Origin of the sequence: Harryflintia acetispora (genome assembly GCA_004340125.1) — a bacterium.
Lineage (GTDB): Bacteria > Bacillota > Clostridia > Oscillospirales > Ruminococcaceae > Harryflintia > Harryflintia acetispora.
Map to the genome: position 1 here is coordinate 1 of SLUK01000016.1, position 25,335 is coordinate 25,335.

The following is a 25,335-nucleotide window of genomic DNA, read 5'->3' on the forward strand; positions in this document are numbered from 1 at the left end:
AGACTCCCAATACTTTGGGAGGCAACCCAATGGCCGGTGTTAATGGCGATGAGGAACCACCTGTTCCCATACCGAACACAGAAGTTAAGCTCATCTGCGCCGACAATACTTGGCGGGCGACTGCCTGGGAAGATAGGTCGATGCCGGCACCAGTGTCCGATTGCGGACATAAAAAAGAGAACGCTGATTGGCGTTCTCTTTTTTATTTTGCAGAACACAAACGCCTCCACTTCTTCCCGCTATCTGAACAAAAATAGACAGCCCGAAAGCCCAAAAGAGTGTGAAGAATGCGGCTATGCAGGGGGAGGCGGATGTGCTATAATAGCCGCTATGTAAAGAGCTAAAAGCAATCTCAAAAAGTTATCGAGGGAGGGACCCCCTATGTCAAAGTCCATGCGCATCGACGCCAAGACCTCCCTGTTTGGGATGACCTGGCCGATTTTTATTGAACTGGTGCTGCAGATGCTGGTCGGCAACGTGGACCAGATCATGCTCAGCCATTACTCCGACACGGCGGTGGCTGCGGTGGGGAATGCCAACCAGATCATCAACGTGCTGATCCTGATGTTCAGCGTGGTCAGCATGGCGACCACCATCCTGGTCTCCCAATACCTGGGCGCGGGCAACCGCGAGAAGGTCTCGCAGATCTATACCCTGGCGGTTTTGGTCAACCTGGCAATCAGCCTAGCGGTGGCGGCGGCCATCTTCCTGATCAATTCCCGGATGTTCGTCTGGATGGCCACCCCGCAGGAGCTGATTGGGGACGCCACCACCTATATCCTGATCAACGGCGGCCTGATCTTTTTGCAGGGGCTGTTCATGACCTATTCGGCGATCTTCCGCTCCAACGCGCTGATGAAGGAGTCGATGTTCATCGCCGTGGTGATCAACCTGACCAACATTCTCGGCAACTTCCTGCTGATCAACGGCGCGGGGGTTATCCCGGCGCTGGGCGTGGCGGGGGCCGCTGTCTCCAGCTGCCTGAGCCGGGGGATCGGGGTGGTGATCATGATCTACCTCTTCCGCCGGGAGGTCGGCGGGGAAATATCTCTGCGTGTGCTGCGTCCTTTCCCGGGAAATCTTTTGAAGAGGCTGCTGCTGATCGGCCTGCCCTCGGGCGGGGAATCCCTCTCCTACAACATGACCCAGATGTGCTGCCTCGCGTTCCTCAACATGCTGGGGACCGCGGTGGTCACCACCAAGGTTTATGCGGTGATGTTCTCGATGCTCGCCTACCTCTATGTCACGGCCATTGCCCAGTCCTCCCAGATCGTGGTGGGGCACCTCGTCGGCGCGGGTGAGATGGACGATGCCGACCGGCGCACCATGCGCACCCTGCGCTCGTCGGTGCCGGTTTCCTTCGGGATCGCCCTGCTGCTCTTTTTATGCAGCGACTTCCTCTTCGGACTGTTTACCCAGAACTCCGAAATCCTGCGCATGGGCAAGCTGGTGTTGGGGGTCGAGGTGGCTCTCGAGGTCGGGCGTGCGCTCAATATTGTACTGGTGCGCGCTCTGCAGGCGGCCGGGGATGTGCGCTTCCCGGTGGTGGTGGGAATCATCTCGCAGTGGCTGGTCTCGGTCGGGATCGGTTACCTGCTGGGGATCGTCCTGCACTGGGGGATCGCCGGGATATGGGCGGCGATGGCGGCGGACGAATGCCTGCGCGGAACGGTGATGCTCATCCGCTGGCGCAGCGGAGTCTGGCGCACCAAGGTGCAGATCGAACGGGAATGACGACAGGAGGCCGAGGCACCCCCGGCCTCCTTACTGTTCCCGCAGCAGCCGGTTGCCGAAGGCGTTTAGCGCCTCGCAGGGCCGGTACTTGGTCCGGTGGCAGACCCCGTCCAGATATAAAAAGGGATTGTAGGCCCCGGCGGTGTGGGTGCTCCCATCCCGGAGCGTGAAGGTGACCTCCACCAGCTGTCCGGCGTAGTCCCGGCCCGAATCATCCTTGCGGTAGACCACCAGCCCGCGCAGGATTTCGGCAAGCTCATCGAGCTGCGCGGGGTCGGTGAGTGGCAGCGTCTCCCCCGGCGGGCTGACGAAGAAGGAAGCCGACAGGATGTCCCCTTCCTTCAAATGGGCAAACGGCCTGCGCCCAAAGGGGCGCAGCACAAATAGGAACACTGCGGTGAGCGCCAGTAACAGCATGAGCGCCGTCATGCGTTTTTTCGTCATCTTACCATCTCCTCTATTCTATAGTGCGGAAAGAGGGCGAGAATGCTGCCTTGCGCAATCGGTAAAGAGGATGTAAAATGAAAGCAACAAGCGAAAAGGAGAGACGGGGCCATGCAACGCGAAATCACCTTGGATTCCAACACCTCACTGTTCCACCTCACCTGGCCGATCTTCATCGAAATCCTGCTGCAGATCCTGGTCGGGAACATCGACCAGATCATGCTCAGCCACTATTCCGACACGGCGGTGGCCGCAGTGGGCAACGCCAACCAGATCATCAACATGCTGATTCTGGTCTTCAGCGTGATCAGTACCGCCACCACCATCCTGGTCTCCCAGTACCTGGGCGCGGGCAACCGGGAGAAGGTGGCGCAGCTCTACACCTTGGCCTTCCTGGTCAACCTGGCGCTCAGCCTGGCGGTGGCGGGCGGGATCCTGCTCTTTAACCGCCCGATTTTTCGCCTGATGTCCACTCCGCAGGAGCTGATGGGCGATGCGGTGACCTATCTTGGCATCAACGGCGGGCTGATCTCGCTGCAGGCGGTCTTCCTCACCTTTACGGCGATCTTCCGGTCCAACGAGCTGATGAAGGAGTCGATGGCCGTCTCGGTGGTCATCAACCTTTGCAACATCCTGGGCAATCTGCTGCTGATCCACGGCGCTGGGCCGTTTCCCGCGCTGGGGGTAGCGGGGGCCGCCATTGCGAGCTGCCTGAGCCGTCTGATCGGCATCGGGATCATGGCGGTGCTCTTTTCCCGGGAGATCGGGGTGCGCCTCTCGCTGCGGCTGCTGCGCCCCTTCCCGGGCGATCTGCTGCGAAAGCTGTTGATGATCGGCCTGCCCTCGGGAGGCGAGCACCTGTCCTATAACCTCGCGCAGACCTGCTGCTTGACCTTCCTCAATATCATGGGCACGGCGGTGGTCACCACCAAGGTCTACGCCATGATGTTTACCCGGGTGGCCGCGATGTTTACCTCCTCGCTCGCCCAGGCCTCGCAGATCGTGGTGGGCCACATGGCGGGTGCGGGGAAGATGGAGGAATGCGATAGGCGCACCATGCGCACTCTGCGCGTCGCGGTGCCGATCACCCTGCCCATCGTGATTTTGATGTTTCTGTGCAGCGACTTCCTCTTCGGGCTGTTTACGGATAATCCGGAAATCCTGCGCATGGGCAGGATCGTGCTCGGGTTCCAGATCGTCAACGAGATGGGCCACACCATCAACAGCATCTTTGTCAAGGCGCTGCAGGCGGCGGGGGACGTGCAATTCCCGGTCGCGGCCGGGGTCGTCTCCCAGTGGGTGATTTCGGTCGGGGGCGGATGGCTCTTCGGCCTCTGCCTCGGGATGGGGATCGCCGGGATTTGGCTGGCGATGACCATCGACGAATGTCTGCGCGCGCTGGTGATGTTCCTGCGCTGGCGCAGCGGGATCTGGCGCACCAAGGTACAGGTCAGCGAGGAGGAGCGGCTGTGAGGCGCAGGCTCGCTTTGCGAGCGGTGCGCCTCACGGGCTGGAAACGAATCGTTTCCCCCCGTGTGCCCCCTTTCGGGATAGTTAGCATTATAAAATCCCCCTAAAGATCAGGAAGGGGAGCAAAAAGCTCCCTGTGGGAGGTTTTTGCGTGGGGAAACCCTATCAAGGGGTTTCCCCATGGCGGCAAAAGAAAGGGCCCCGGCAACAGCCGGGGCTCTTTTATATTTATTTAGATGTGGAAATACTCGACCGCGCCGGCGAAGATCGGCTGATCCTTGAAGCCGGTGACGTTCTGGAACAGGTCGTTTGCCCCGCGCTCGGTGTGGCCCATCTTGCCGTAAATGCGCCCGTCGGGGGAGGTGATCCCCTCGATGGCGGCATAGGAGCCGTTGGGGTTGAAGCGGATGTCCATGGTGGGATTCCCGTCGAGATCGACGTACTGGGTGGCGATCTGCCCGTTTTCCGCCAGACGCTCGAGCATGCCGCCGCTGGCGATAAAGCGGCCCTCCCCGTGGGAGACGGCGATGGTGTGGACGTCGTCCGGCTGGCACTTCATCAGCCAGGGCGAGCGGTTGGTCACCACCCGGGTGCGCACCAGCATGGACTGGTGGCGGCAGATGGTGTTATAGGTCAGCGTCGGGCAGCTGTCGTCCACATCCTGGATATGCCCGAAGGGCAGCAGCCCCAGCTTGATCAGCGCCTGGAAGCCGTTGCAGATACCCAGCATCAGCCCGTCGCGCTGATCCAGAAGCCCGTGCACCGCCTCGGTGATGGCCGGGTTGCGGAAGAACGAGACGATGAACTTGGCGCTGCCGTCCGGCTCGTCGCCGCCCGAGAAGCCGCCGGGCAGGGCGATGATCTGGCTGCCCTCGATGGCGCGCACCATCTGCTGCACCGATTCCTCGATGTCGCGCGGCGAGAGGTTGCGCAGCACCACGATCTGCGCCTCGGCTCCGGCGCGCGCGAAGGCGCGCGCGGTGTCATACTCGCAGTTGGTGCCCGGGAAGACCGGGACCACCACCTTGGGCCGGGCAATGCCGACCTTGGGGCTGACGCTGCGCTGGCAGTCGTAGGCGTAGCGCTCGACCTCGCCCTTTCCATTGGGGGTGAGATAGGGGAAGACCGGGGCGAGCTTCCCTTCATAGGCGGCCTGGACCGTCAGCAGGTCGGCCTTCTCGCCGCCCAGGGTGAAGCGGTATTCCCGCTCGGTGACGCCCAGGAGCTCGGCGTGCTTGACGCTCCCCTCGCACTCGAAGAGGAAGCCGCCGAAGAGGGGGGAGAGCAGCCGTTCCATCGTCAGCCCCTCGGCCGCCCTGAAGCCGATCCGGTTGCCCAGCGCCATCTTGCAAAGCCCCTCGAGCATCCCGCCGCCGGTGATGGCCCAGACCGAACGGGCCCGCCCGGCCTGGATCAATGACTGCATTTTATCGAAGACCGCGCGGACAGACTCAAAGTCGGGCAGCCCGTTTTCATCATAGCGCGGGGCGAGCAGGTAGACGTTGTTCCCGGCCCCCTTGAATTCGGGGGAGGGGATGCGCCGGGTGTTGCCCACCGACACGGCGAAGGAGACCAATGTGGGCGGCACGTCGATCTCCTCGAACGAGCCGGACATCGAGTCCTTGCCGCCGATCGAGGCGATCCCGAGGCGTATCTGCGCCTCGAGCGCGCCGAGCAGGGCGGCCATCGGCTTGCCCCAGCGCTTGGGGTCGCCCTTGGTCCGCTCGAAATATTCCTGGAAGGTCAGCCAGCAGTGGCGGTAGTCGCCGCCGGCGGCAACCACCTTGGCCACCGACTCGATCACCGCGAGCATGGCGCTGTGGTAGGGGCTGCGCACCGCCACGTCGGGGTCGTAGCCGAAGGCCATCAGCGAGCAGGTGGTGGTCTCGCCCCGCAGCAGCGGGATTTTAGCCGCCATCGCCTGCGCGGGGGTCAGCTGGTAGCGCCCGCCGAAGGGCATAAGCACGCTGCCCGCGCCGATGGTGGAGTCAAAGCGCTCGCAAAGCCCCTTCTGGGAGCAGCGGCGCAGATCGCTCATGAAGGAGGAGAGCTTCTCCTCGAGGTTTGCGCCCGCGGGAAGCGCGGGCTCCGGCCTCCCGGCGGGGGAGGCCACCTCAATATCGGTGTGCTTCTTGGCGCCGTTGGAATTGAGGAATTCGCGGGAGAGGTCGACGATCCGCTTGCCGTTCCACTCCATGGTCAGGCGGGGGGCCTCGGTGACCACCGCCACCTGCACGGCCGCGAGGTTTTCTTCGCTTGCCAGGCGGGTGAAGGCCGCCGCGTCCTCGGCGGACACCACCACGGCCATGCGCTCCTGGGACTCGCTGATGGCAAGCTCGGTGCCGTCCAGCCCGTCATACTTCTGGGGGACGGCGTTCAGGTTGATCTGCAGCCCGTCGGCCAGCTCCCCGATGGCCACCGACACGCCGCCCGCGCCAAAGTCGTTGCAGCACTTGATGAGCCGGGTGGCCTCGGGGTTGCGGAAGAGGCGCTGGAGCTTGCGCTCCTCGGGCGGATTGCCCTTCTGCACCTCGGCGGTGCAGGTGGTCAGCGAGGAGAGGGTATGCACCTTGGAGGAGCCGGTGGCGCCCCCGCAGCCGTCCCGGCCGGTCTTGCCGCCGAGCAGCAGCACCACGTCCCCCGCCTGCGGGCGGGAGCGGCGCACATTTTCACACGGGGCCGCACCGACCACCGCGCCGATCTCCATGCGCTTCGCCACATAGCCGGGATGGTAGATTTCATGCACCAGCCCGGTGGCAAGCCCAATCTGGTTGCCGTAGGAGGAGTAGCCGGCCGCCGCGGTGGTGACGATCTTGCGCTGGGGCAGCTTGCCCGGCAGGGTCTCCTCGATCGGGACCAGCGGGTCGCCAGCACCCGTGACGCGCATCGCCTGGTAGACGTAGCTGCGCCCGGACAACGGGTCGCGGATCGCCCCGCCCAGGCAGGTGGCGGCGCCGCCAAACGGCTCGATCTCGGTGGGATGGTTGTGGGTCTCGTTTTTGAACATCAAAAGCCAATCCTGCTGCTCCCCGTCCACATCCACCTTGATCTTGACCGAGCAGGCGTTGATCTCCTCGCTCTCGTCCAGATCGTTTAAGACGCCCTGCGCGCGCAGGGCCTTGGCGCCGATGGTCGCAAGATCCATCAGGGTCATCGGTTTCTCCTGCCGGCCCAGGCTCTCGCGCAGGCGCAGATAGTGCTCGAAGCTCTCCTTGATGTAGGGGGACTCAATGGACACCTTCCCGATCTCGGTCGAAAAGGTGGTGTGCCGGCAGTGGTCCGACCAGTAGGTGTCAATCATCCGGATCTCGGTGATGGTCGGGTCGCGGCGCTCGGTTTCTCTAAAGTACTGCTGGCAGAAGCATACGTCGTCCAGGTCCATCGCCAGGGCGTATTCGTCGAGGAAGGCATGGAGCCCCGCTTCGTCCAGCGCGGTGAACCCTTCGAGCGTCTTGACGGTGGTGGGGATCTCGTACGCCACCTTTAGGGTATCGGGCCGCGCGAGGCTCGCCTCGCGCGACTCGACGGGGTTGATCAGGTACTGCTTGATCCGTTCGAAGTCCTGGTCCGATACGCTGCGGTCGATCGCGTAGACCCGCGCGGTGCGCACCAGAGGCCGCTCCTGGGCGGTGGCGAGGCTTATGCACTGCGCGCAGGAGTCGGCGCGCTGGTCGAACTGGCCGGGCAGGTACTCCACGGCGAAGACGCGCAGCTCCTCATAGGGGCAGGCGGGATAGGTGTCGTCCACCTGCGGCTCGGAAAGGATGGTCCGGCAGGCGTAGGAGAAGGTCTCCTCGCTGAGATTTTCCAAATCGTACCGGTTGAGCAGATGCAATTCGTGCAGCTCGATCCCCAGCGCGGAACGCAGGTCCTCCCGCAGCTCCTCGCTCGCGACGGCATAGGCCGGTTTCTTCTCCACAAAAATACGGTAAACGCTCATTGGGGTCCCCTTTCTCATTGGCGGCAGCGGTTCTTGTTTATCCAGTCGCGGCGGCTCGCCGCGCTATTTTACGAGTTCGCCCTCGCATTCGTCCTCCCCGGCCGCGGTGAGGACGGCCGGGATGATCTGCCCGCGCAGGTCGCGGGAGGAATGTACCCGCACGGGGGTATAGTTTTTGGTATAGCCGGTGTAGACGTCCCCCTCGGGATTCTGCTCGAAGAGCACGTCGCAGCGCAGCCCCACCTGGGAGCACAGGAAGCACCGGCGGCTTTCCGCGGCGGCTGCCAGCATGCGGCGGCTGCGCCCGGCCTTGACGCCGGCGGGCACCTGCCCGTCCATCCTGTCGGCGGCGGTGCCGGGGCGGCGGGAATAGGAAAAGACGTGGGCCTTGGCAAAGCCGGTCTCCTGCACGAAGGAGAGGGACTGTGTAAATTCCTCGTCGCTCTCCCCGGGGAAGCCGACCATCACGTCGGTGGTGATGGCGGGATGATCGAAGCGCGCGCGAATGCGGCTGACGATCGCGCGGTACTCGGCGGTATCATAGTGCCGGCGCATCCGGCGCAGGGTCTCGTCGCACCCGCTTTGCAGCGAGAGGTGGAACTGCGGGCAGAACTTTGGCAGCGCCGCCAGCGCACAGATGGTTTCCTCGTCCAGCAGCTCGGGCTCCAGGCTCCCCAGGCGCACCCGTTCGAGCCCGGGGATGGAGCAGGCGAGGGACACCGCGTCCAGCAGCCGGCGTCCGGTGTCCACCCCGTAGTTTGAGAGGTTGATCCCCACCAGTACCGCCTCGCGGTAGCCGCCCGCGGCGAGGGCAAGAAGCTCCCGCTCCAGCTCGTCCAGGGGCTTGGAGCGGAAGGGCCCGCGCGCGAAGGGGATGATGCAGTAAGCGCAGTACCGCTCGCAGCCGTCCTGGATCTTGATAAAGGCGCGGGTGCGCTCGTTGAAGTGGGTCACCTGCATGCTCTCGAAGGGCTCGCCCCGGTGGTGGGGAACGATTTCCTGGATGCGCTCCCTGGTGCTGAGCGCCCGCTGCACCGCCGGCAGCAGAGCGCCGCGGTTGGAGGCGCCGGTGATCACGTCCGCCTCTGGCACCAGCGCGGCGACGTCGGGAAAGGCCTGCGCATAGCAGCCGCAGAGCACCAGCAGCGAGGCGGGGTGCTCCCGGCGCAGGCGGCGCATGAGCTTGCGCACCTTGTTGTCCCCCTCGCCGGTGACGGTGCAGGAGTTGACGACGTAGACGTCGCAGTTTTCCTCCATGGGACGCACCGAGAAGCCCGCCGCCGCGAACTGGCCGATCAGGCTCTGGGTTTCATATTGGTTGACCTTGCAGCCAAAGGTGTAGAAAGCAGCCTTCATAGTGCTCCTTTAAGCTCGTTTGCGGATTCCTGCAAAAGGGAAAACCGGCCAAAAATCCGATACAAAGCTGGTTGTATTTTGGCCGGTCGAAATGGAATATTCTGCAAGTTGTATACAAATTAGACAATTGGGTAATCCTGTTTATAACCATTATAATAAATTTACAAATACAAAACAATTAGCAGTTGACTTAAAACTAGCGGACTGATATATTGTAAATATAGGCAATATCCTTAAAATAACGCATCAAAATGAATGGAGGCAACATCATCATGAAAAGTGTAACGATTCTTTTGAATACCATCAACGACGTCAAGGTTTTTGTCAACATGGTTTCCAAGTACGATTTCGACGTGGACCTGATTTCCGGGCGCTACGCGGTCGATGCCAAGTCCATCATGGGCATCTTCAGCCTGGACCTCTCCAAGCCGATCAAGGTGGAAATCCATTCGGACAACTGCGAGAAGTTCCTCGAGGAGATCAAACCCTACATCCAGTAAGAAATATTGTCTGCAAACGATATGCCGCAATGAAACATTGCGGCATATTTTGCTATTCATGCATGTCGGACATTCCGGGCGCAAACTGAGCGCGGACAACGTATAGCCCGGCCACAAAGGCGCATACAATAATACCAGGCTTTTGCTAAATTTAGGTGAGGTGTGGTGAAGATTGTATGCGTACCAGGATGATCGCCGGCCTGCTGGCGCTGTGCGCGGCCCTGTTTTCTCTGAGTATACCGGTCTTTGCGGGGAATGAGGAGGCCGCCTCCCCGCAGGCGGGGAGCCTGGGGCTGACCGCGAAATCGGCAATTTTGGTGGAGCAGTCCACCATGCAGGTGCTCTATGAGCAAAACCCGGACGAAAAGCTGGCCCCCGCGTCCATCACCAAGGTGATGACCCTGCTGCTGGTGATGGAGGCGATCGATAATGGGCAGCTCTCCTACGAGGACACGGTTTCCTGCTCGGACTACGCCAGCTCGATGGGCGGCTCGCAGATCTGGCTGGAGCCGGGCGAGCAGATGACGGTGCATGAGCTCTTAAAGGCCACCGCGGTGGCCAGCGCCAACGACGCCGCGGTCGCCCTGGCCGAGAAGATCGCCGGGACCGAGGCGGCGTTCGTAGACAAGATGAACAAGAAGGCGCACGAGCTGGGGATGGTGAACACCAGCTTCCGCAACTGCACGGGGCTCGACGAGGACGGCCACTATACCACGGCGCGGGACGTCGCCGTCATGGCCGGGGAGCTGCTGCGCCACCCAAAGATCACCGAGTACACCTCCATCTGGATGGATGAGCTGCGCTCGGGGGAGACCCAGCTGGTCAACACCAACAAGCTGGTCTACCACTATCCCGGCACCACAGGGCTCAAGACCGGCTCGACCGACAACGCCGGCAAGTGCCTGTGCGCGAGCGCCAACCGGGACGGGATGGGGCTCATTTCGGTGGTGCTTTCGGCTCCCAACGCGGACGCCCAGTTCGGGGACAGCCGCAAGCTGCTCGACTACGGCTTCGGCAACTTCATGAGCGCGCCCATCCAATCCCCCGACAGCGAGCTCGGCACGCTGCGGGTGCTGCGCGGCGTGCGCGAGCAGGCGGAGCTTTACACCGAGCCGCCCGAGACGGTGGTCATCCCCCGCGCGCAGGAGGGCAAGCTCGCCTATGAGATCACGCTGCCCGAAAGCGTCACCGCCCCGGTGGAACAGAACCAGACCGTGGGCAGGGTGGTGGTGCACATCGACTCGAAGGAAATCTGCTCCTTCCCGATCAAAACCCGGGAAGAAGTGAAGAAAATGACCTTCCTGCGGGCGCTCGGGAAGCTCGGCGGCAGCCTCGTTGCGATGGGCGCTCCCTGCGTGGAATAAATCCGCTTTCCGGTTGACATTCCCATAGCGGTAGGATAAAATGTAACATGAAGAAGTTTCCCCGTTTTGAAAGCGGAGGAGCCCTTCCTGGCGGCGGCCGCCCGGCATGGCGGCAGGGCCCTTGAGATTCATCAGGAGAGGAAGTACGAAACGAATGGCAGTTTCATTGGTCACAAAATATGTAAAAGACTTCGTCGCACCGCACGAGCTTGAGGGGATCGCCCCGCAGGTCAAAGCGGCGCATGATACCCTGCATACGAAATCCGGGCTGGGCAATGATTTTCTCGGCTGGGTGGACCTTCCCAACAGCTACGACAAGGAGGAGTTCTCCCGTATCAAGACGGCTGCCAAGTGGATCCAGCAGAACGCCGATGTGCTGATCGTCATCGGGATCGGCGGCTCCTACCTCGGCGCGCGCGCCGCGATCGAGCTGCTTCGCTCCCCGTTTTATAACAACCTCAAGAAGGATACCCCCGACATCTACTTCTGCGGCAACAACATCAGCCCGACCTATCTCAATGAGATTTTGAGCATCTGCCAGGGGAAGGACGTCGCGGTCAACATCATCTCCAAGTCCGGCACCACCACCGAGCCGGCGCTGGCGTTCCGGGTGTTCCGCGAGCTGCTCGAGGAGCGCTACGGCAAGGAGGGCGCGAAGGAGCGCATCTTCGCCACCACCGACAAGGCGCGCGGCACGCTCAAGGAGCTTTCCGACCGCGAGGGCTATCAGACCTTTGTGATCCCCGACGACGTGGGCGGGCGCTTCTCGGTGCTCACCGCGGTGGGGCTGCTGCCCATCGCCGTCTCGGGCGCGGACATTGATAAGATCATGGCGGGCGCGTCCGACGCGACCAGGGCCTACAACGACTGCGACCTGAGCAGAAACGACTGCTATCTCTACGCCGCGCTGCGCAACATTCTTTTTCGCAAGGGCAAAAAGATGGAGATCCTCGTGACCTACGACCCCTCCTTCACCCTGATGGGCGAGTGGTTCAAGCAGCTCTTCGGCGAGAGCGAGGGCAAGGACAATAAGGGGCTCTACCCCTCCTCGGTCACCTTCTCCACCGACCTGCACTCCCTGGGGCAGTTCATCCAGGAGGGCTCGCGGATCATGTTCGAGACGGTGGTCAACATCAAGCGCCCGAAGCAGGATTTCTTCATCAAGAACGACGAGCAGAACTTCGACGGGCTCAACTTCCTCTCGAACCAGAACATGTCGGTGGTCAACGAGAAGGCCATGAAGGGCACCGTGCTCGCCCACACCGAGGGCGGCGTGCCCAACCTCATGCTCGACGTCGACGAGATCGACGAGTACACCTTCGGATGGCTAGTCTACTTCTTTGAGAAGGCCTGCGCCATCTCGGCCTACCTGCTGGGCGTCAACCCCTTCAACCAGCCGGGGGTGGAGAGCTATAAGAAAAATATGTTCGCCCTGCTGGGCAAGCCGGGCTACGAGGACATGAAAGCCGCGCTGGAGGAGAAGCTCCGGTAAAGACGGGAACTCTACTCGCAAGTATTAAAAATAAATTCTAGGAGGACTACACCATGATTAAATTGATCATCGGGAACAAAGGCAGCGGGAAGACCAAACGTCTGGTCGAGCTGACCAATGATGCAGTCAAAAATTCGAGCGGGAACGTCGTTTGTGTGGAAAAGGGCATGAAGCTGACCTATGACATCGACCACCATGCCCGCCTGATTGAATCCGATGCCTTCAAGATCGAGGGGTTCGACGCCTTCTACGGCTTCCTCACCGGAATCCTGGCCGGCAATTATGATATTACCGATCTGTTTATCGACGGTACCTTTAAAATCGGCGGGCGGGATTACGCAGCCTTCGGCGAGATGGTCAAAAAGCTTGACAACATCACCAAGGATGGCGGTGCGAACATCACCTTTACCGTCTCCTGCGACATCAGCGAGCTGCCCGAGGATATCAAGGGCTACGCGATCTGACAGCGAACATGGGTTGATTATGGCGGGCGGACCGGGGGTCTGTCCGCCATTTTTATCGGCTGCCTGGACATAAAAACAAAAGCGAACGGGCCCGCCTGCGCCGGACCTGTCTCGCGGGGACGCCTCCCCCACAAAAAAGGATGTGCAATTTTAGTGATTAAAAAACTTCTCAAATTTTTAACCAGCCGCATGGTGATCGTGGCGGTGCTGATCCTGCTGCAGATGGCCTTCGTCGTCAACCTGGTCGTCTACCTGTCCTCGGCCTCGGTCTACGTCTACTCCCTGCTCGAGCTGGTGAGCGCCGCCTCGGTGATCTGGCTGGTGTCCAAGAACGAAAACCCCTCTTACAAGCTGGCTTGGGTCATTTTGATCATGGCCTTTCCCATCGTGGGGATCGTCTTCTACCTGATGTTCGGCGACAAGCGCATGAGCAAGGGGCTCAGCCGGAAGATCGAGGGGTACTACAAGGATATCCTCCCCTTTGTGGAGGAGCAGTCCCACAAGGGGGTGGGCCGCTCCCTGGGAGAGGAGGATGCGTTTCTGGGCCGGCAGGCGGCCTACATCACCCGGATTTCCGGCGCGCCGGTCTTCCAGAACACCTCGGTGCAGTACTGCGAGCTGGGAGAGGTCAAGTTCCGCTACCTGCTCGAGGAGCTGCAGAAGGCCAGGCATTTCATCTTCCTGGAGTATTTCATCATCGAACCGGGGAAGATGTTCGGCGACGTGCTGAAAATCTTGCAGCAGAAGGTGCGCGAGGGGGTTGAGGTGCGTCTGATGTACGACGACCTGGGCTCGATCCAGACGGTGCCGCCGGGGTATGACAAGGTGCTTGCCTCCTCCGGGATCCGGGTCTGCGTCTTCAACCCCTTCCGCCCGCATGTCAACTCGGTGCTCAACTACCGCGACCACCGCAAGATCTGCGTGATCGACGGGAATGTCGGCTTCACCGGCGGGATCAACCTGGCGGACGAGTACATCAACGCCTATCAAAAGCACGGGCACTGGAAGGACACCGCGGTCATGCTCAAGGGCGAGGCGGTCTGGAACCTGACGCTGCTCTTCATGCAGCTGTGGTGCTTCTCCACCGGGGACGAGTTCGACGTGGAGCGCTACCGCCCCACCGTCGAGGCAGAGAGCGACGGGTATGTGCAGCCCTTTGGCGACTCGCCGCTCGACTCGCTCAACGTGGCCGAAAACGCCTATATGCAGATCATCAACGGCGCGACAAACTATGTCTATATCACCACCCCCTACCTGATCCTGGACAATGAAATGCTCGGCGCCCTGACCCTTGCCGCGCAGAGCGGGGTGGATGTGCGGATCATGACCCCGCATGTGCCGGACAAGTGGTTCGTCCATCCGGTCACCCGTTCGTTCTACCTGCCGCTGATCAAGGCGGGGGTGAAGATTTACGAGTATTCCCCCGGCTTTGTGCACGCCAAGATGTTCGTGGCGGACGACAAGGTCGCCATCGTGGGAACCACCAACATGGACTACCGCAGCTTCTACCTGCATTTCGAGTGCGGGGTCGCCTTCTACTTCTCCAAGGTGGTCGGGGCGGTCAAGCAGGACATCCTCGATACCCTGCAGCGCTGCGAGCTGATCACCGAAAAGAAGGCGGGCGCGCGCTGGTATGTCCGCTTGGGGCGGGCGCTGCTGCGCATCTTCGCGCCGCTGATGTGACAAAAGGACGGGGCGGCCGGGAAGGCCCTTTGATTTCAGCTTGACAGAGGGAAGGATCCATGTTGGTTGCAGCAAATTTAATTCTCAGCTTTTGTATTTACAGCTTTCTGGGCTGGCTGTGTGAGACGGTTTATTGCTCGCTCCCGAAGGGGGAGCTGGTCAACCGCGGCTTCCTCTCGGGGCCGTTCTGCCCGGTTTACGGCTTTGGCGCTCTCTTGGTCGTCTACCTGCTGCGCCCCTTCGCGCGGCTGCCCGTCCTGCTCTTTCTGGCAGCGGTGGTCCTCACAAGCGCGCTGGAGTACGCCACCGGCTACCTGCTCGAGCGGCTCTTCCATACCAAGTGGTGGGACTACTCCAAGCGGGCCCTGAACCTCCACGGGCGGGTTTGCCTGCGCAACTCGCTGCTCTTCGGGCTGATGGCCTCCTTTGTGGTCCTGCTGCTCGATCCGGCGGTGCAGCGGCTGCTTTTGCGCCTGCCGGAAATATTCTCGCTTCTGCTGGCCGCGGCGATGGTCTGCTACTTCGTGGCTGATACCGTGGGCACGGTGCGGGGGATACTCTCACTGCAGGAGCACCTCGAGAAGCTCGAGGCGCTGCGGGAGGAAATCAGAGAGAAGACAAGGCGCTACCACGAGGAGTTCGAGCAGAACATTCTGGAGCGCCGGGAGGAGTTGGCCGAAAGCCGGCAGGAGCGCCGGGAACAGATGCAAGCGAGGATCGACGCGCTCACCCGGCAGCTCTCGGGGATGCGCTTGAGCAGCCGCCATATCCACCGCAGGCTGCTGCGCGCCTTCCCGGGGATGCGCTCGCAGCGCCACCAGGGCGGGCTTGAGCAGATGCGCGAGGCGCTCGAGGAGCTGCGGTGCCAGAGAAGGGAAAACCAGAAATAGGTCACAGGAAGGGAGCGGAGGTTTAAAATGGGCGAACTGGCAAAGCTGCCGAACATCAGCAAGGTGAATGAGGAAAAGCTGCTCGCCGCCGGGATCGACACGCCCGAACGCCTGCGGCAGCTCGGCAGCAGGCGGGCCATCGAGCTGGTGCGCGCCTGCAGCGACCCCGGCGCATGTGTCAATATGCTCTATGCGCTGGAGGGCGCGATCCGCGGGGTGCGCTGGCATGACCTGCCAAAAGAAGTCAAGGATGAGCTGAAGGCGTTTCACCGCACTCTGCGGTGAAGCGGGGCATAAAGCGCCGCTGCCGGCGCATACTTTCTGTGGAATATTTTGAAAACTTGCTTTACAAACGGATAGCGGTATGCTAAACTATCATTTGTATGACCGTTTTCTCAGAACAGGGGGTAAGTCTGCATTCAGACGGCACACCTCTGGCCCTGTTCTTGGATTACCGGCAAATATTTAAAAATGAGGTGCAATCCATCATGATGAGAAAAGAAGAGAAGCTGGAAGTCATCCAGCAGAACGCCACCCACGAGGGCGACACCGGTTCCCCCGAGGTGCAGATCGCGATCCTGACCAAACGGATCAACGACCTGCAGGAGCATTTCAAGGAGCACAAGAAGGACCACCATTCCCGCCGCGGGCTGCTGCGGATGGTCGGCCGCCGGCGCAACCTGCTCAACTACCTGATGAAAAAGGACATTAACCGGTACCGTGCTCTGATCGCGAAGCTCGGCCTGCGTAAATAGTCTTTCGTGCCAGAAGGCAGGAGCGGCCTTAAGCCGCCCTGCCTTTCTACGCATCTTACGCGGCCAAGAAACTTGTACCCGCCAGGCGGAAAGGGCGTCCATTTAGCAGTGAATCGGACCCCCGAAGCCCTCGGAGGCCGGATTTATTGCTAAATCCCCCTGCCGCCTGCAAAACAGCGCGCGAGTGATCGCGTCGATAAACGAACAGGAGGCAAAAGAATGTTTGAAAATCACAAGGTCTATAAGACCACCTTTGCCGGTCATGAAATGACCTTTGAAACCGGCATGATGTGCGGGCTGTCGAACGGCAGCTGCCTGGTGCGCTACGGCGAGACCACCGTACTGGTCAACGTCACCGCGTCCAAGAAGCCGCGCGACGGGATCGATTTCTTCCCGCTCTCGGTGGACTTCGAGGAGAAGCTTTACGCCGTGGGCAAGATCCCCGGCAGCTTCATGCGCCGTGAGGGCCGCCCGACCGAGAAGGCGATCCTCGCCTCCCGGATGGTGGACCGCCCGATCCGCCCGCTCTTCCCCAAGGATATGCGCAACGACGTCTCGGTGGTGATCACCGTGCTGTCCGCCGATCCCGATTTCTCGCCCGAGGTGTGCGGCCTGTGCGGCACCTCGTTTGCCCTCTCGATCTCGGACATCCCCTGGAAGGGGCCGCTGGCCGGGTGCAACGTGGGGCTGGTGGACGGTGAGATCATCGTCAATCCCAACGAGGCGCAGCGCGAGAAGACCGACCTCGACCTGACCGTGGTGGCCTCGGCCGAAAAGATCGTGATGATCGAGGCGGGCGCCAACGAGGTCGAGGATGAGACCATGTTGTGCGCGATCGAGACGGCGCACGCCGAGCTCAAAAAGATGGTCGCCTTCATCGCGGACGTGCAGAAGGAGATCGGCAAGCCGAAGTTTAGCTTCGAGAGCAAGGAAGTCCCGCACGAGATGTTCGACGCGATTTCGGACTACGCCCGCGAGAAGGTGGCCGAGGCGCTGCTTTCGGACGACAAGAACGTCAGGGATCAGAACCTCGCGCCGGTGATCGAGGACATCCATGCGAAATTCGATGAGGAGTACCCCGAGCAGGGCGCGATCATCGACGAGGCGATCTATAAGCTGCAGAAGACCGTGGTGCGCGACTGGCTCAAGCAGGGCAAGCGGGTGGACGGCAGAGGCCTCGATGAAATCCGCCCGCTCAACGCGCAGGTCGGGCTGCTGCCCAGGGTCCACGGTTCGGGTATGTTCACCCGCGGCCAGACCCAGGTGCTGACGGTGGTGACCCTCGGCCCGGTATCCGACGCGCAGATGCTCGACGGGATCGACAACGAGGACACCAAGCGCTACATGCATCAGTACAACTTCCCCTCCTACTCGGTGGGTGAGACCCGGCCGAGCCGCGGCCCGGGCCGCCGCGAGATCGGGCACGGGGCGCTCGCCGAGCGTGCGCTGCTGCCGGTGATCCCGCCGGTGCAGGAATTCCCCTACGCGCTGCGCCTGGTCAGCGAGGTGCTCTCCTCGAACGGCTCGACCTCCCAGGGTTCGATCTGCGCCTCAACATTGGCGCTGATGGACGCGGGCGTGCCGATCAAGTCGCCGGTCGCGGGCATCTCCTGCGGATTGATCACCGACGAGGACGGCAGCTGGATGACCATGGTGGACATCCAGGGTCTGGAGGACTTCTTCGGCGACATGGACTTCAAGGTGGGCGGCACCGAGAAGGGCATCACCGCCATCCAGGTCGACATCAAGGTGGACGGCCTGACCATCGATATCATCCGCGAGGCGTTCGAGAAGACCCGCAAGGCGCGCATGCACATCCTGAACGACGTGATGCTGCCGGTGATTCCGGAGCCGCGCGCCGAGCTTTCCAAGTACGCGCCCAAGATGCTTTCGCTGAAGATCGACGTGGATAAGATCCGCGAGGTGATCGGCGCGGGCGGCAAGGTGATCCAGAAGATCTGCGCCGAGTGCGACGTGAAGATCGACATCGAGGAGGACGGCAGCGTCTTCGTCTCGGCGATCGACATTGAGAACGCCCGCCGCGCGATCAACGTAATCAACACGATCGTGAACGATCCCGAGCCGGGCACGCTCTACAAGGGCAAGGTCACGCGGATCATGACCTTCGGCGCATTTGTGGAGATCGCTCCGGGCAAGGAGGGCCTGTGCCACATCTCGAAGCTGGAGGATCACCGTGTGGAGAAGGTAGAGGACGTGGTGAATGTGGGCGACGAGATCGTGGTGATGGTGACCGAGATCGACCCACAGGGCCGGATCAACCTCTCGCGCAGGGACGCGCTCAAGAAATTGTCTGAGATGAAACAATAGCGGCAAGGTGCCGCCCCCGATTCGCGAAAGGACTAGCGTGCAGGGCGGCCATGCTCAGCCCGCGTCCTGAATGTGAGAAAAGAGAAGGACAAATAAAAAACGCGGTGGAGAAATCCACCGCGTTTTTCTGTGCGGCGAGCCGCCGCTCCCGATTCGCGAAAGAACTAGATCCAAAGCAGAAGTGCTCAGCCCGCGTTCTGAATAAAGGGATTCTCAAGGGTTCTTGACCCTTGAGCGGGGTGTGGGGCAGCGCCCCACGGCCTTAAAGCGCAGCGAGGCGCGGGGAGGGGAGGCAAACCTTCCAGTGGAAGGTTTGACGGGGAACCCCCAAGAGGGGGTTCCCCTTAAAAAGCCTACTCCCCGGGAGCGTCCTGCTCTCCGGCGCAGGCAGAATCACCAGCGGGCGGGAGATAGTGGAAAATGTCGGTAAACTGGCATTCGAGCACGTAGCACAGGCGGGCGACGAAATCGTGGGAGAGCTTTTTTATCTTGTCCTGACGGTAGTGGCGGAGCTGTTCGGGACGGATTCGGGCGTATTCGCAGAGCTCGGCATCGTTGGTGCTCTGCCTGCGCATGACCTCGTCGGGGTCGAAGATGATGTGGCCGCAGTCGGCACGTTTGTGAGCGCACATGGGGATACCTCCTTTTCGATTTGAATGGTACAGCCCCTGAGCAGGGCCAAGAGCTCGAGCAGGGCAACATAATAGGAACCGTAGAGCCTAAAGGGTTTTCTTTTCAAAATGCTGCCCTCTTTTTTTGATTTGCTCAATATATTGAGCTTAAATTTCTTTATATTCCCATATACTAGACTCAAATGCAACTGATATTGAGCAAAAGGTTTGGTAATATGAATAAGATTCGTCAAGATATAAATATTGGCTCTAATTTGAGGCGGCTAAGAAAGAGCAAGAAGCTCACCCAAGAGAAAGTTGCAATAGAAATGCAGCTAGCGGGTTGTAAAATTACACGCAAGGAGGGGAAACGATGAGCCCAGTTACCAGTCCGTTAAAAGAAAAAGTCAGCATCACATTGGATAGCGATGTTGTAGATAAAATTACCCAGTACGCCCGTATGGACGGAAGGAACTTTTCGCAGTACATAAATTTTGTTCTTATGCGGCACATCTGCGCAGTGGAGAAAAGACAGAATGAAAAGAAAACCCTTTAGGCTCTACGCTTCCTATTATTTTGCCCTGCTCGAGCCCAAAGGGGCGCCTCCCCCTTGGTACCCTCTTGTTAAAAACGCGGGCTGAGCATTTTCGTGTTGCAAACTAGTCCTTTCGCGAATAGGCGGCGGCAGCTTGCCGCCGCGGGCTGAGCTTTGCCGCCCGTACGCTAGTCCTTTCGCAAATAGGCGGCGGCAGCTTGCCGCCCGCTCAAGGGTCGAGAACCCTTGAGAATCCCTTGATTTCTGAATTCATCTGGTAAATTATTGGGGCTTTTTCCTGAATTTTGCCAAAGATTGTAGATTCTTTAACAAAAATCCTCCCGTTTGGCTAGGTTTTATGAAAATTTTAACGCGTTTTCTCTTTCTTACCATAGACTTTACAAGACCATTTCTGTTATAATGATTTCGTAAGAGCGGTCGCTTTGTTAAATTTTTGACACGGCGGCCTGTATTCTCGCAAGGAGGTAATTCAGATATGGCAAACACCATCAGTTCCATCCCGTTCTCCGGCACAAAAGAACAGGAGGAGCAGCTCAAACAAGCGATTGCCGCGCATAAGGACCAGCAGGGTGCGCTCATGCCCGTCCTGCAGGAGGCGCAGGAAATCTATGGCTACCTGCCCATCGAGGTGCAGAAGATGGTCGCCGATGGCCTCGGCATCCCGCTCGAAGAGGTCTATGGCGTCGCAACGTTCTATGCCCAGTTCACCCTCAACCCCAAGGGCAAGTACAAAATCTCGGTCTGCCTGGGCACCGCCTGCTACGTCAAGGGCTCCGGCGACGTCTATGCACGCCTGTCTGAGGCGCTCGGCATCAAGGGCGGCGAGTGTACCGCCGACGGTAAGTTCTCCCTCGAAGCCTGCCGCTGTATCGGCGCTTGCGGCCTGGCCCCCGTCCTTACCATCAACGACGAGGTCTATGGCAGACTTAAACCCGACGACGTGGATGACATCCTGGCGAAATACGCGGACCGTTAACCGCCTATGATGCAGGAACTTTCGCTCAACATCCTGGATGTTGCGCAGAACTCGGTCAAGGCCGGCGCGTCCCTCATCACCATTGCCGTGGAGGAGGACGAGCAGGAGGACCTCTTGATCATTGCCATCGGGGACAACGGCTGCGGCATGACGCCCCAGCAGGTGGATCGGGTGACCGACCCGTTTTATACCACCCGCACCACCCGGAAGGTGGGGCTGGGCGTTCCGTTTTTGAAAATGGCCTGCGAAATGACGGGCGGTTCCTTTGACATCCGCTCACAGCCCGGCGTGGGCACCACCGTGACGGCACGGCTTGGATTACATAATATCGACCGTACCCCGCTTGGGGACGTCGCCTCCACCGTCACCTCCCTGATCCAGTGCAATCCCGACATCGACTTTGTTTACTCCCATAAAACCGCGGCGGGGGAGTTTGCGGCCGATACCCGGGAGTTTCGGCAGGTCCTCGAGGGAATCCCCTTGTCCGCCCCCGAGGTGATCGGGTTCATCAAAGAGTATATCCTCGAACATTTAAATGAAATCCAAGGAGGAACCATCTGATATGAAAAGCTTAGCAGAGTTACAGGCGTTGCGGGATAAGATGAAGGGCAACATGGGCATCCGCGATGAGGACGATGCGTCTATCCGCGTCGTGGTCGGCATGGCCACCTGCGGGATCGCCGCCGGCGCGCGCCCGGTGCTCCAGGCGTTCACCGACGAGGTCGCCAAGCGCGGGCTGCAGAACGTGGCCGTCGGGCAGACCGGCTGCATCGGCATCTGCCAGTATGAGCCGGTGGTCGAGGTGTTCATGCCCGGCCAGGAGAAGGTCACCTACGTCAAAATGACCGCGGAGAAGGCAGTGCAGGTGGTAAACGACCATCTGGTCAACGGCAACGTGGTTACCGAATATACCATCGGCGCGAACGCGAAGTAAGGAGGAAGTGCGATGTATCGTTCACATGTGCTTGTCTGCGGTGGTACCGGCTGTACCTCTTCCGGCAGTGAGCAGATTATAAAAACGCTGGAAGGCGAGCTCGAAAAAACCGGGCTGCAGAATGAAATTAAGGTGATCAAGACCGGGTGCTTCGGCCTGTGCGCGCTGGGCCCGATCATGATCGTTTATCCCGAGGGCGCCTTCTATTCGATGGTCAAGCCCGAGGACATCCCGGAGATCGTCTCCGAGCACCTCTTGAAGGGGCGGATCGTGACCCGCCTGCTCTATCAGGAGACCGTCACCGAGGATACCATCAAGAGCCTCAACCATACCGACTTCTATAAGAAGCAGAAGCGCGTCGCGCTCAAGAACTGCGGCGTGATCGACCCCGAAAACATCAACGAGTACATAGCTTACGATGGCTACCAGGCTCTGGGCAAGGTCCTCACCGAGATGACCCCCGAGCAGGTGATCGACACCATCAAGGCCTCCGGGCTGCGCGGGCGCGGCGGCGCGGGCTTCCCGACCGGGCTCAAGTGGAGCTTCGCGGCCAAGAATGACGCCGACCAGAAATACGTCTGCTGCAACGCCGACGAGGGCGACCCGGGCGCGTTCATGGACCGCTCGATCCTCGAGGGCGACCCGAACGTCCTCATCGAGGCCATGACCATCGCCGGCTACGCGATCGGCGCCTCCCAGGGCTACGTCTACGTGCGCGCCGAGTACCCGATCGCGGTCAAGCGCTTGCAGATCGCCATCGGCGAAGCGCGCGAGATGGGCTTCCTCGGCAAGGACATCTTCGGCAGCGGCTTTGACTTCGACCTCGACATCCGGCTGGGCGCCGGCGCCTTCGTCTGCGGCGAGGAGACGGCCCTGATGACCTCGATCGAGGGCAAGCGCGGCGAGCCGCGGCCCCGTCCGCCCTTCCCGGCGGAGAAGGGCCTGTTCGGCAAGCCCTCGGTCCTCAACAACGTCGAGACCTATGCCAACATCCCGCAGATCATCTTAAACGGCCCTGAGTGGTTCAGCTCGATGGGCACCGAGAAGAGCAAGGGCACCAAGGTGTTCGCGCTCGGCGGCAAGATCAACAACACCGGCCTCGTCGAGGTGCCGATGGGCACCACCCTGCGCACCATCATCGAGGAGATCGGCGGCGGCATCCCGGGCGGCAAGAAGTTCAAGGCCGCCCAGACCGGCGGCCCCTCGGGCGGGTGCATCCCGGCCGAGCACATGGACATCGAGATCGACTACGACAACCTGCTCTCCATCGGCTCGATGATGGGCTCGGGCGGCCTGATCGTCATGGACGAGGACACCTGTATGGTGGACATCGCCAAGTTCTTCCTCGAGTTCACCGTGGACGAGAGCTGCGGCAAGTGCACCCCCTGCCGGATCGGCACCAAGAGGATGTATGAAATCCTCGACAAGATCTCCAAGGGCAAGGCGACCATGCAGGACATCGACCGCCTCGAAAAGCTCGCCCATTACATCAAGGACAACGCATTGTGCGGCCTCGGACAGACCGCCCCGAACCCGGTCCTGTCCACCCTGCATTTCTTCCGTGACGAATATGTGGCCCACATCGTAGAGAAGCGCTGCCCGGCGGGCGTGTGCAAGGATCTGCTCAACTTCTACATCCGCGAGGACAAGTGTAAGGGCTGTACCCTCTGCGCGAGAAACTGCCCGGTCGGCGCGATCAGCGGCAACGTCAAGGAGCCGCACATCATCGACCGCAGCAAGTGCATCAAGTGCGGCGCTTGTATCGAGAAATGTAAGTTCGGCGCGATCGAGAAGCATTAAAGGAGGTCAACCGCAAGATGGAAATGGTGAATATAAAAATCAACGGTATGCCGCTCAGCGTGCCGAAGGGTACTACGATCCTCCAGGCGGCCAAGCAAAACGGGATCGACATCCCGACGCTGTGCTACCTGAAGGACATCAACGAGATCGGCGCCTGCCGCATCTGCGTGGTCGAGGTCAAGGGTGCGCGCAGCCTGGTGGCCGCCTGCGTCTACCCGGTCTCGGAGGGGATGGAGGTCGTCACCAACTCGCAGAAGATCTACGAGTCGCGTAAGATGACCCTCGAGCTGATCCTCTCCAACCATGAGAAGACCTGCCTGTACTGCGTGCGCAGCGGCAAGTGCGAGCTGCAGAAGCTCTCGCTCGAGTACGGCCTCGGCGATCCGACCGCCTGGGCCGGCGCCAACACCAAGTACGACATCGACGAGAGCGCCGCGCACATGTGGCGCAACAACAATAAGTGCATCCTCTGCCGCCGCTGCGTGGCGGTCTGTAAGGCCAACCAGGAGGTCGGCGTGATCGGTGCCAACGAGCGCGGCTTCGACACCCACATCGGCTGCGCCTTCGAGCTCGATCTGGCCGAGACCCCCTGCGTCTCCTGCGGACAGTGCATCACCGTCTGCCCGGTGGGCGCCATCGGTGAGAAGGACGACACCGCGAAGATCCTCGAGGCGCTGCGCGACCCGGCGAAGCATGTCGTGGTCCAGACCGCGCCCTCCATCCGCGCCACCCTCGGCGAAGAGTTCGGCATGCCCATCGGCACCAATGTGCAGGGCAAGATGGCTGCGGCCCTGCGCCGCCTGGGCTTCGATAAGGTGTTCGACACCGACTTCGGCGCCGATTTGACCATCATGGAAGAGGCCAACGAGCTCGTCGAGCGGGTGAAGAACGGCGGCAAGCTGCCGATGATCACCTCCTGCTCCCCGGGCTGGATCAACTTCTGCGAGATGTACTATCCCGACATGCTGGAGAACCTCTCCAGCTGCAAGAGCCCGCAGCAGATGTTCGGCGCGATTGTCAAGACCTGGTACGCCGAGAAGAACGGGATCGACCCGAAGGACATCGTGAGCGTCTCGGTCATGCCCTGCACTGCCAAGAAGTTCGAGATCGGGCGGGACGACCAGTCCGCCGCCGGCGTGCCGGACGTGGACATCGCCATCACCACCCGCGAGCTCGGGCGGATGATTAACCAGGCGGGGATCGACTTTGTCAACCTGCCGGACGAGGACTTCGACAACCCGCTCGGGATCGGCTCGGGCGCCGGGCATATCTTCGGCGCGACCGGCGGCGTAATGGAGGCGGCGCTGCGCACCGCCACCGAGTGGATCACCGGCGAGAAGGCCACCACGCTCGAGTGGAACGACGTGCGCGGCACGGCGGGAATCAAGGAAGCCAGCTACAAGGTGGGCGATCTTGAGGTCAAGGTTGCCGTCGCCAGCGGCCTTTCCAATGCCCGCAAGGTGCTCGACGCGGTCAAGAGCGGCGAGAAGGATTACACCTTCATCGAGATCATGGCCTGCCCGGGCGGCTGCGTCAACGGCGGCGGCCAGCCCATCCAGCCCGCCTCGGTGCGCAATTTCACCGACCTCAAGGCGCTGCGCGCCAGCGCCCTCTACGGCGAGGACAAGGACATGGAGCTGCGCAAATCCCACGAGAACCCGGCCATCCAGGAGCTTTACAAGGAGTTCCTCCAGAAGCCCGGCAGCCACACGGCCCACAAGGTGCTGCACACCAGCTACAAGCCGCGTGAGAAGTTTGCCTACAAGAAATAAAAGGACCTTCGGGCCCCCGCTTCGGCGGGGGCCTTTTCTTGCGCTCAAAGGAATTTATTGGGAATTCGGGCTTTGATTTTGACATATTCGACACCCTGCCGCGAGTATAATGGAATATCGGACGGGCCTGCAGGGGGCCTGCCGCGTCTGCCCGAGGCGGGCAAAGGGCCGGCCGGGGCGGCGGGCTAATCTGGAAATGACTTGAAATTAATGTGTATAGATTATACAAATATCATAACAATTATTAACACTATATTTACGAAAAT

The 25,335-nt window shown here is 60.7% G+C and carries 21 protein-coding genes and 1 rRNA gene; 18 read left to right on the forward strand and 4 right to left on the reverse strand.

The features are described 5' to 3' along the window. Nucleotides 1–32: 32 nt before the first annotated feature. Nucleotides 33–149: ribosomal RNA gene (gene rrf / locus EDD78_RS13400) — 5S ribosomal RNA — on the forward strand. Nucleotides 150–381: 232 nt separating this feature from the next. Continuing rightward, the gene (locus EDD78_RS13405) at nt 382–1,734 is read left to right on the forward strand and encodes an MATE family efflux transporter (RefSeq protein ID WP_132085274.1); all 1,353 of its coding nucleotides are present in this window, start codon (nt 382–384) and stop codon (nt 1,732–1,734) included. A gap of 30 nt (nt 1,735–1,764) precedes the next feature. On the opposite strand, the gene EDD78_RS13410 is transcribed toward EDD78_RS13405, so the two are convergent. After that, nucleotides 1,765–2,178, reverse strand: coding sequence for a hypothetical protein (locus tag EDD78_RS13410; protein ID WP_132085275.1), 414 nt, complete (start codon nt 2,176–2,178; stop codon nt 1,765–1,767). 111 nt (nt 2,179–2,289) lie between these two features. Between EDD78_RS13410 and EDD78_RS13415 the strand changes: the two genes are divergently transcribed. Further along, complete coding sequence (locus EDD78_RS13415) at nt 2,290–3,651, forward strand: MATE family efflux transporter (RefSeq protein ID WP_079700135.1); 1,362 nt, start codon at nt 2,290–2,292, stop codon at nt 3,649–3,651. A gap of 229 nt (nt 3,652–3,880) precedes the next feature. Here the strand turns inward: EDD78_RS13415 and EDD78_RS13420 are convergent, their stop codons facing one another. Together EDD78_RS13420 and mtaB are read right to left on the reverse strand one after the other, a co-directional pair. Continuing rightward, nucleotides 3,881–7,588, reverse strand: coding sequence for a phosphoribosylformylglycinamidine synthase (locus tag EDD78_RS13420; protein ID WP_132085276.1), 3,708 nt, complete (start codon nt 7,586–7,588; stop codon nt 3,881–3,883). Nucleotides 7,589–7,651: 63 nt separating this feature from the next. Beyond that, nucleotides 7,652–8,944: a tRNA (N(6)-L-threonylcarbamoyladenosine(37)-C(2))-methylthiotransferase MtaB gene (gene mtaB, locus EDD78_RS13425; RefSeq protein ID WP_132085277.1), complete on the reverse strand. Its 1,293-nt coding sequence runs from the start codon at nt 8,942–8,944 to the stop codon at nt 7,652–7,654. A 272-nt stretch (nt 8,945–9,216) separates the two neighbouring features. On the opposite strand from mtaB, the gene EDD78_RS13430 reads away from it, so the two are divergent. From EDD78_RS13430 to EDD78_RS13470, 9 genes are all read left to right on the forward strand, one after another. After that, the gene (locus EDD78_RS13430) at nt 9,217–9,444 is read left to right on the forward strand and encodes an HPr family phosphocarrier protein (protein WP_079700132.1); all 228 of its coding nucleotides are present in this window, start codon (nt 9,217–9,219) and stop codon (nt 9,442–9,444) included. Between the two features lie 176 nt (nt 9,445–9,620). Further along, nucleotides 9,621–10,808, forward strand: a complete 1,188-nt coding sequence (locus EDD78_RS13435; RefSeq protein WP_132085278.1) for a D-alanyl-D-alanine carboxypeptidase family protein — start codon at nt 9,621–9,623, stop codon at nt 10,806–10,808. A 154-nt stretch (nt 10,809–10,962) separates the two neighbouring features. Then, nucleotides 10,963–12,300, forward strand: coding sequence for a glucose-6-phosphate isomerase (locus tag EDD78_RS13440; protein ID WP_079700130.1), 1,338 nt, complete (start codon nt 10,963–10,965; stop codon nt 12,298–12,300). Nucleotides 12,301–12,353: 53 nt separating this feature from the next. Further along, complete coding sequence (locus tag EDD78_RS13445; RefSeq protein ID WP_079700129.1) at nt 12,354–12,764, forward strand: hypothetical protein; 411 nt, start codon at nt 12,354–12,356, stop codon at nt 12,762–12,764. A 156-nt stretch (nt 12,765–12,920) separates the two neighbouring features. Continuing rightward, nucleotides 12,921–14,447 (forward strand): cardiolipin synthase, encoded by a 1,527-nt coding sequence (gene cls / locus EDD78_RS13450; RefSeq protein ID WP_079700499.1) that lies wholly within the window; start codon nt 12,921–12,923, stop codon nt 14,445–14,447. Between the two features lie 59 nt (nt 14,448–14,506). Next, the gene (locus tag EDD78_RS13455) at nt 14,507–15,337 is read left to right on the forward strand and encodes a putative ABC transporter permease (protein ID WP_132085279.1); all 831 of its coding nucleotides are present in this window, start codon (nt 14,507–14,509) and stop codon (nt 15,335–15,337) included. Nucleotides 15,338–15,364: 27 nt separating this feature from the next. After that, nucleotides 15,365–15,622 carry a TfoX/Sxy family protein gene (locus tag EDD78_RS13460; RefSeq protein ID WP_132085280.1) on the forward strand — a complete coding sequence of 86 codons (258 nt, stop codon included), beginning with the start codon at nt 15,365–15,367 and terminating at the stop codon, nt 15,620–15,622. Nucleotides 15,623–15,825: 203 nt separating this feature from the next. Then, entirely contained in the window at nt 15,826–16,092 is a 267-nt protein-coding gene (gene rpsO, locus EDD78_RS13465) for a 30S ribosomal protein S15 (RefSeq protein WP_147651030.1), read from the forward strand. A 219-nt stretch (nt 16,093–16,311) separates the two neighbouring features. After that, nucleotides 16,312–18,420, forward strand: a complete 2,109-nt coding sequence (locus EDD78_RS13470) for a polyribonucleotide nucleotidyltransferase (RefSeq protein WP_079700126.1) — start codon at nt 16,312–16,314, stop codon at nt 18,418–18,420. A 353-nt stretch (nt 18,421–18,773) separates the two neighbouring features. Here EDD78_RS13470 and EDD78_RS13475 read toward each other — a convergent pair whose 3' ends face one another. Continuing rightward, a complete protein-coding gene (locus tag EDD78_RS13475) occupies nt 18,774–19,052 on the reverse strand; it encodes a helix-turn-helix domain-containing protein (protein WP_132085281.1) in 279 nt (92 codons plus the stop codon). A gap of 352 nt (nt 19,053–19,404) precedes the next feature. On the opposite strand from EDD78_RS13475, the gene EDD78_RS13480 reads away from it, so the two are divergent. The 6 genes from EDD78_RS13480 to EDD78_RS13505 all read left to right on the forward strand — a co-directional run bounded on the left by EDD78_RS13480 (nt 19,405) and on the right by EDD78_RS13505 (nt 25,069). Then, the gene (locus EDD78_RS13480; RefSeq protein WP_079700123.1) at nt 19,405–19,587 is read left to right on the forward strand and encodes a hypothetical protein; all 183 of its coding nucleotides are present in this window, start codon (nt 19,405–19,407) and stop codon (nt 19,585–19,587) included. Nucleotides 19,588–20,062: 475 nt separating this feature from the next. Continuing rightward, the gene (gene nuoE, locus EDD78_RS13485) at nt 20,063–20,563 is read left to right on the forward strand and encodes an NADH-quinone oxidoreductase subunit NuoE (RefSeq protein ID WP_079700122.1); all 501 of its coding nucleotides are present in this window, start codon (nt 20,063–20,065) and stop codon (nt 20,561–20,563) included. 6 nt (nt 20,564–20,569) lie between these two features. Then, on the forward strand, nt 20,570–21,124 hold the full coding sequence (locus EDD78_RS13490; RefSeq protein ID WP_079700121.1) for an ATP-binding protein: 555 nt from the start codon (nt 20,570–20,572) through the stop codon (nt 21,122–21,124). Nucleotide 21,125: 1 nt separating this feature from the next. Next, complete coding sequence (locus tag EDD78_RS13495; protein ID WP_079700120.1) at nt 21,126–21,497, forward strand: (2Fe-2S) ferredoxin domain-containing protein; 372 nt, start codon at nt 21,126–21,128, stop codon at nt 21,495–21,497. 12 nt (nt 21,498–21,509) lie between these two features. Continuing rightward, the gene (gene nuoF / locus EDD78_RS13500; protein ID WP_132085282.1) at nt 21,510–23,297 is read left to right on the forward strand and encodes an NADH-quinone oxidoreductase subunit NuoF; all 1,788 of its coding nucleotides are present in this window, start codon (nt 21,510–21,512) and stop codon (nt 23,295–23,297) included. 17 nt (nt 23,298–23,314) lie between these two features. Continuing rightward, the gene (locus EDD78_RS13505; protein ID WP_132085283.1) at nt 23,315–25,069 is read left to right on the forward strand and encodes an NADH-dependent [FeFe] hydrogenase, group A6; all 1,755 of its coding nucleotides are present in this window, start codon (nt 23,315–23,317) and stop codon (nt 25,067–25,069) included. Nucleotides 25,070–25,335 lie beyond the last annotated feature (266 nt).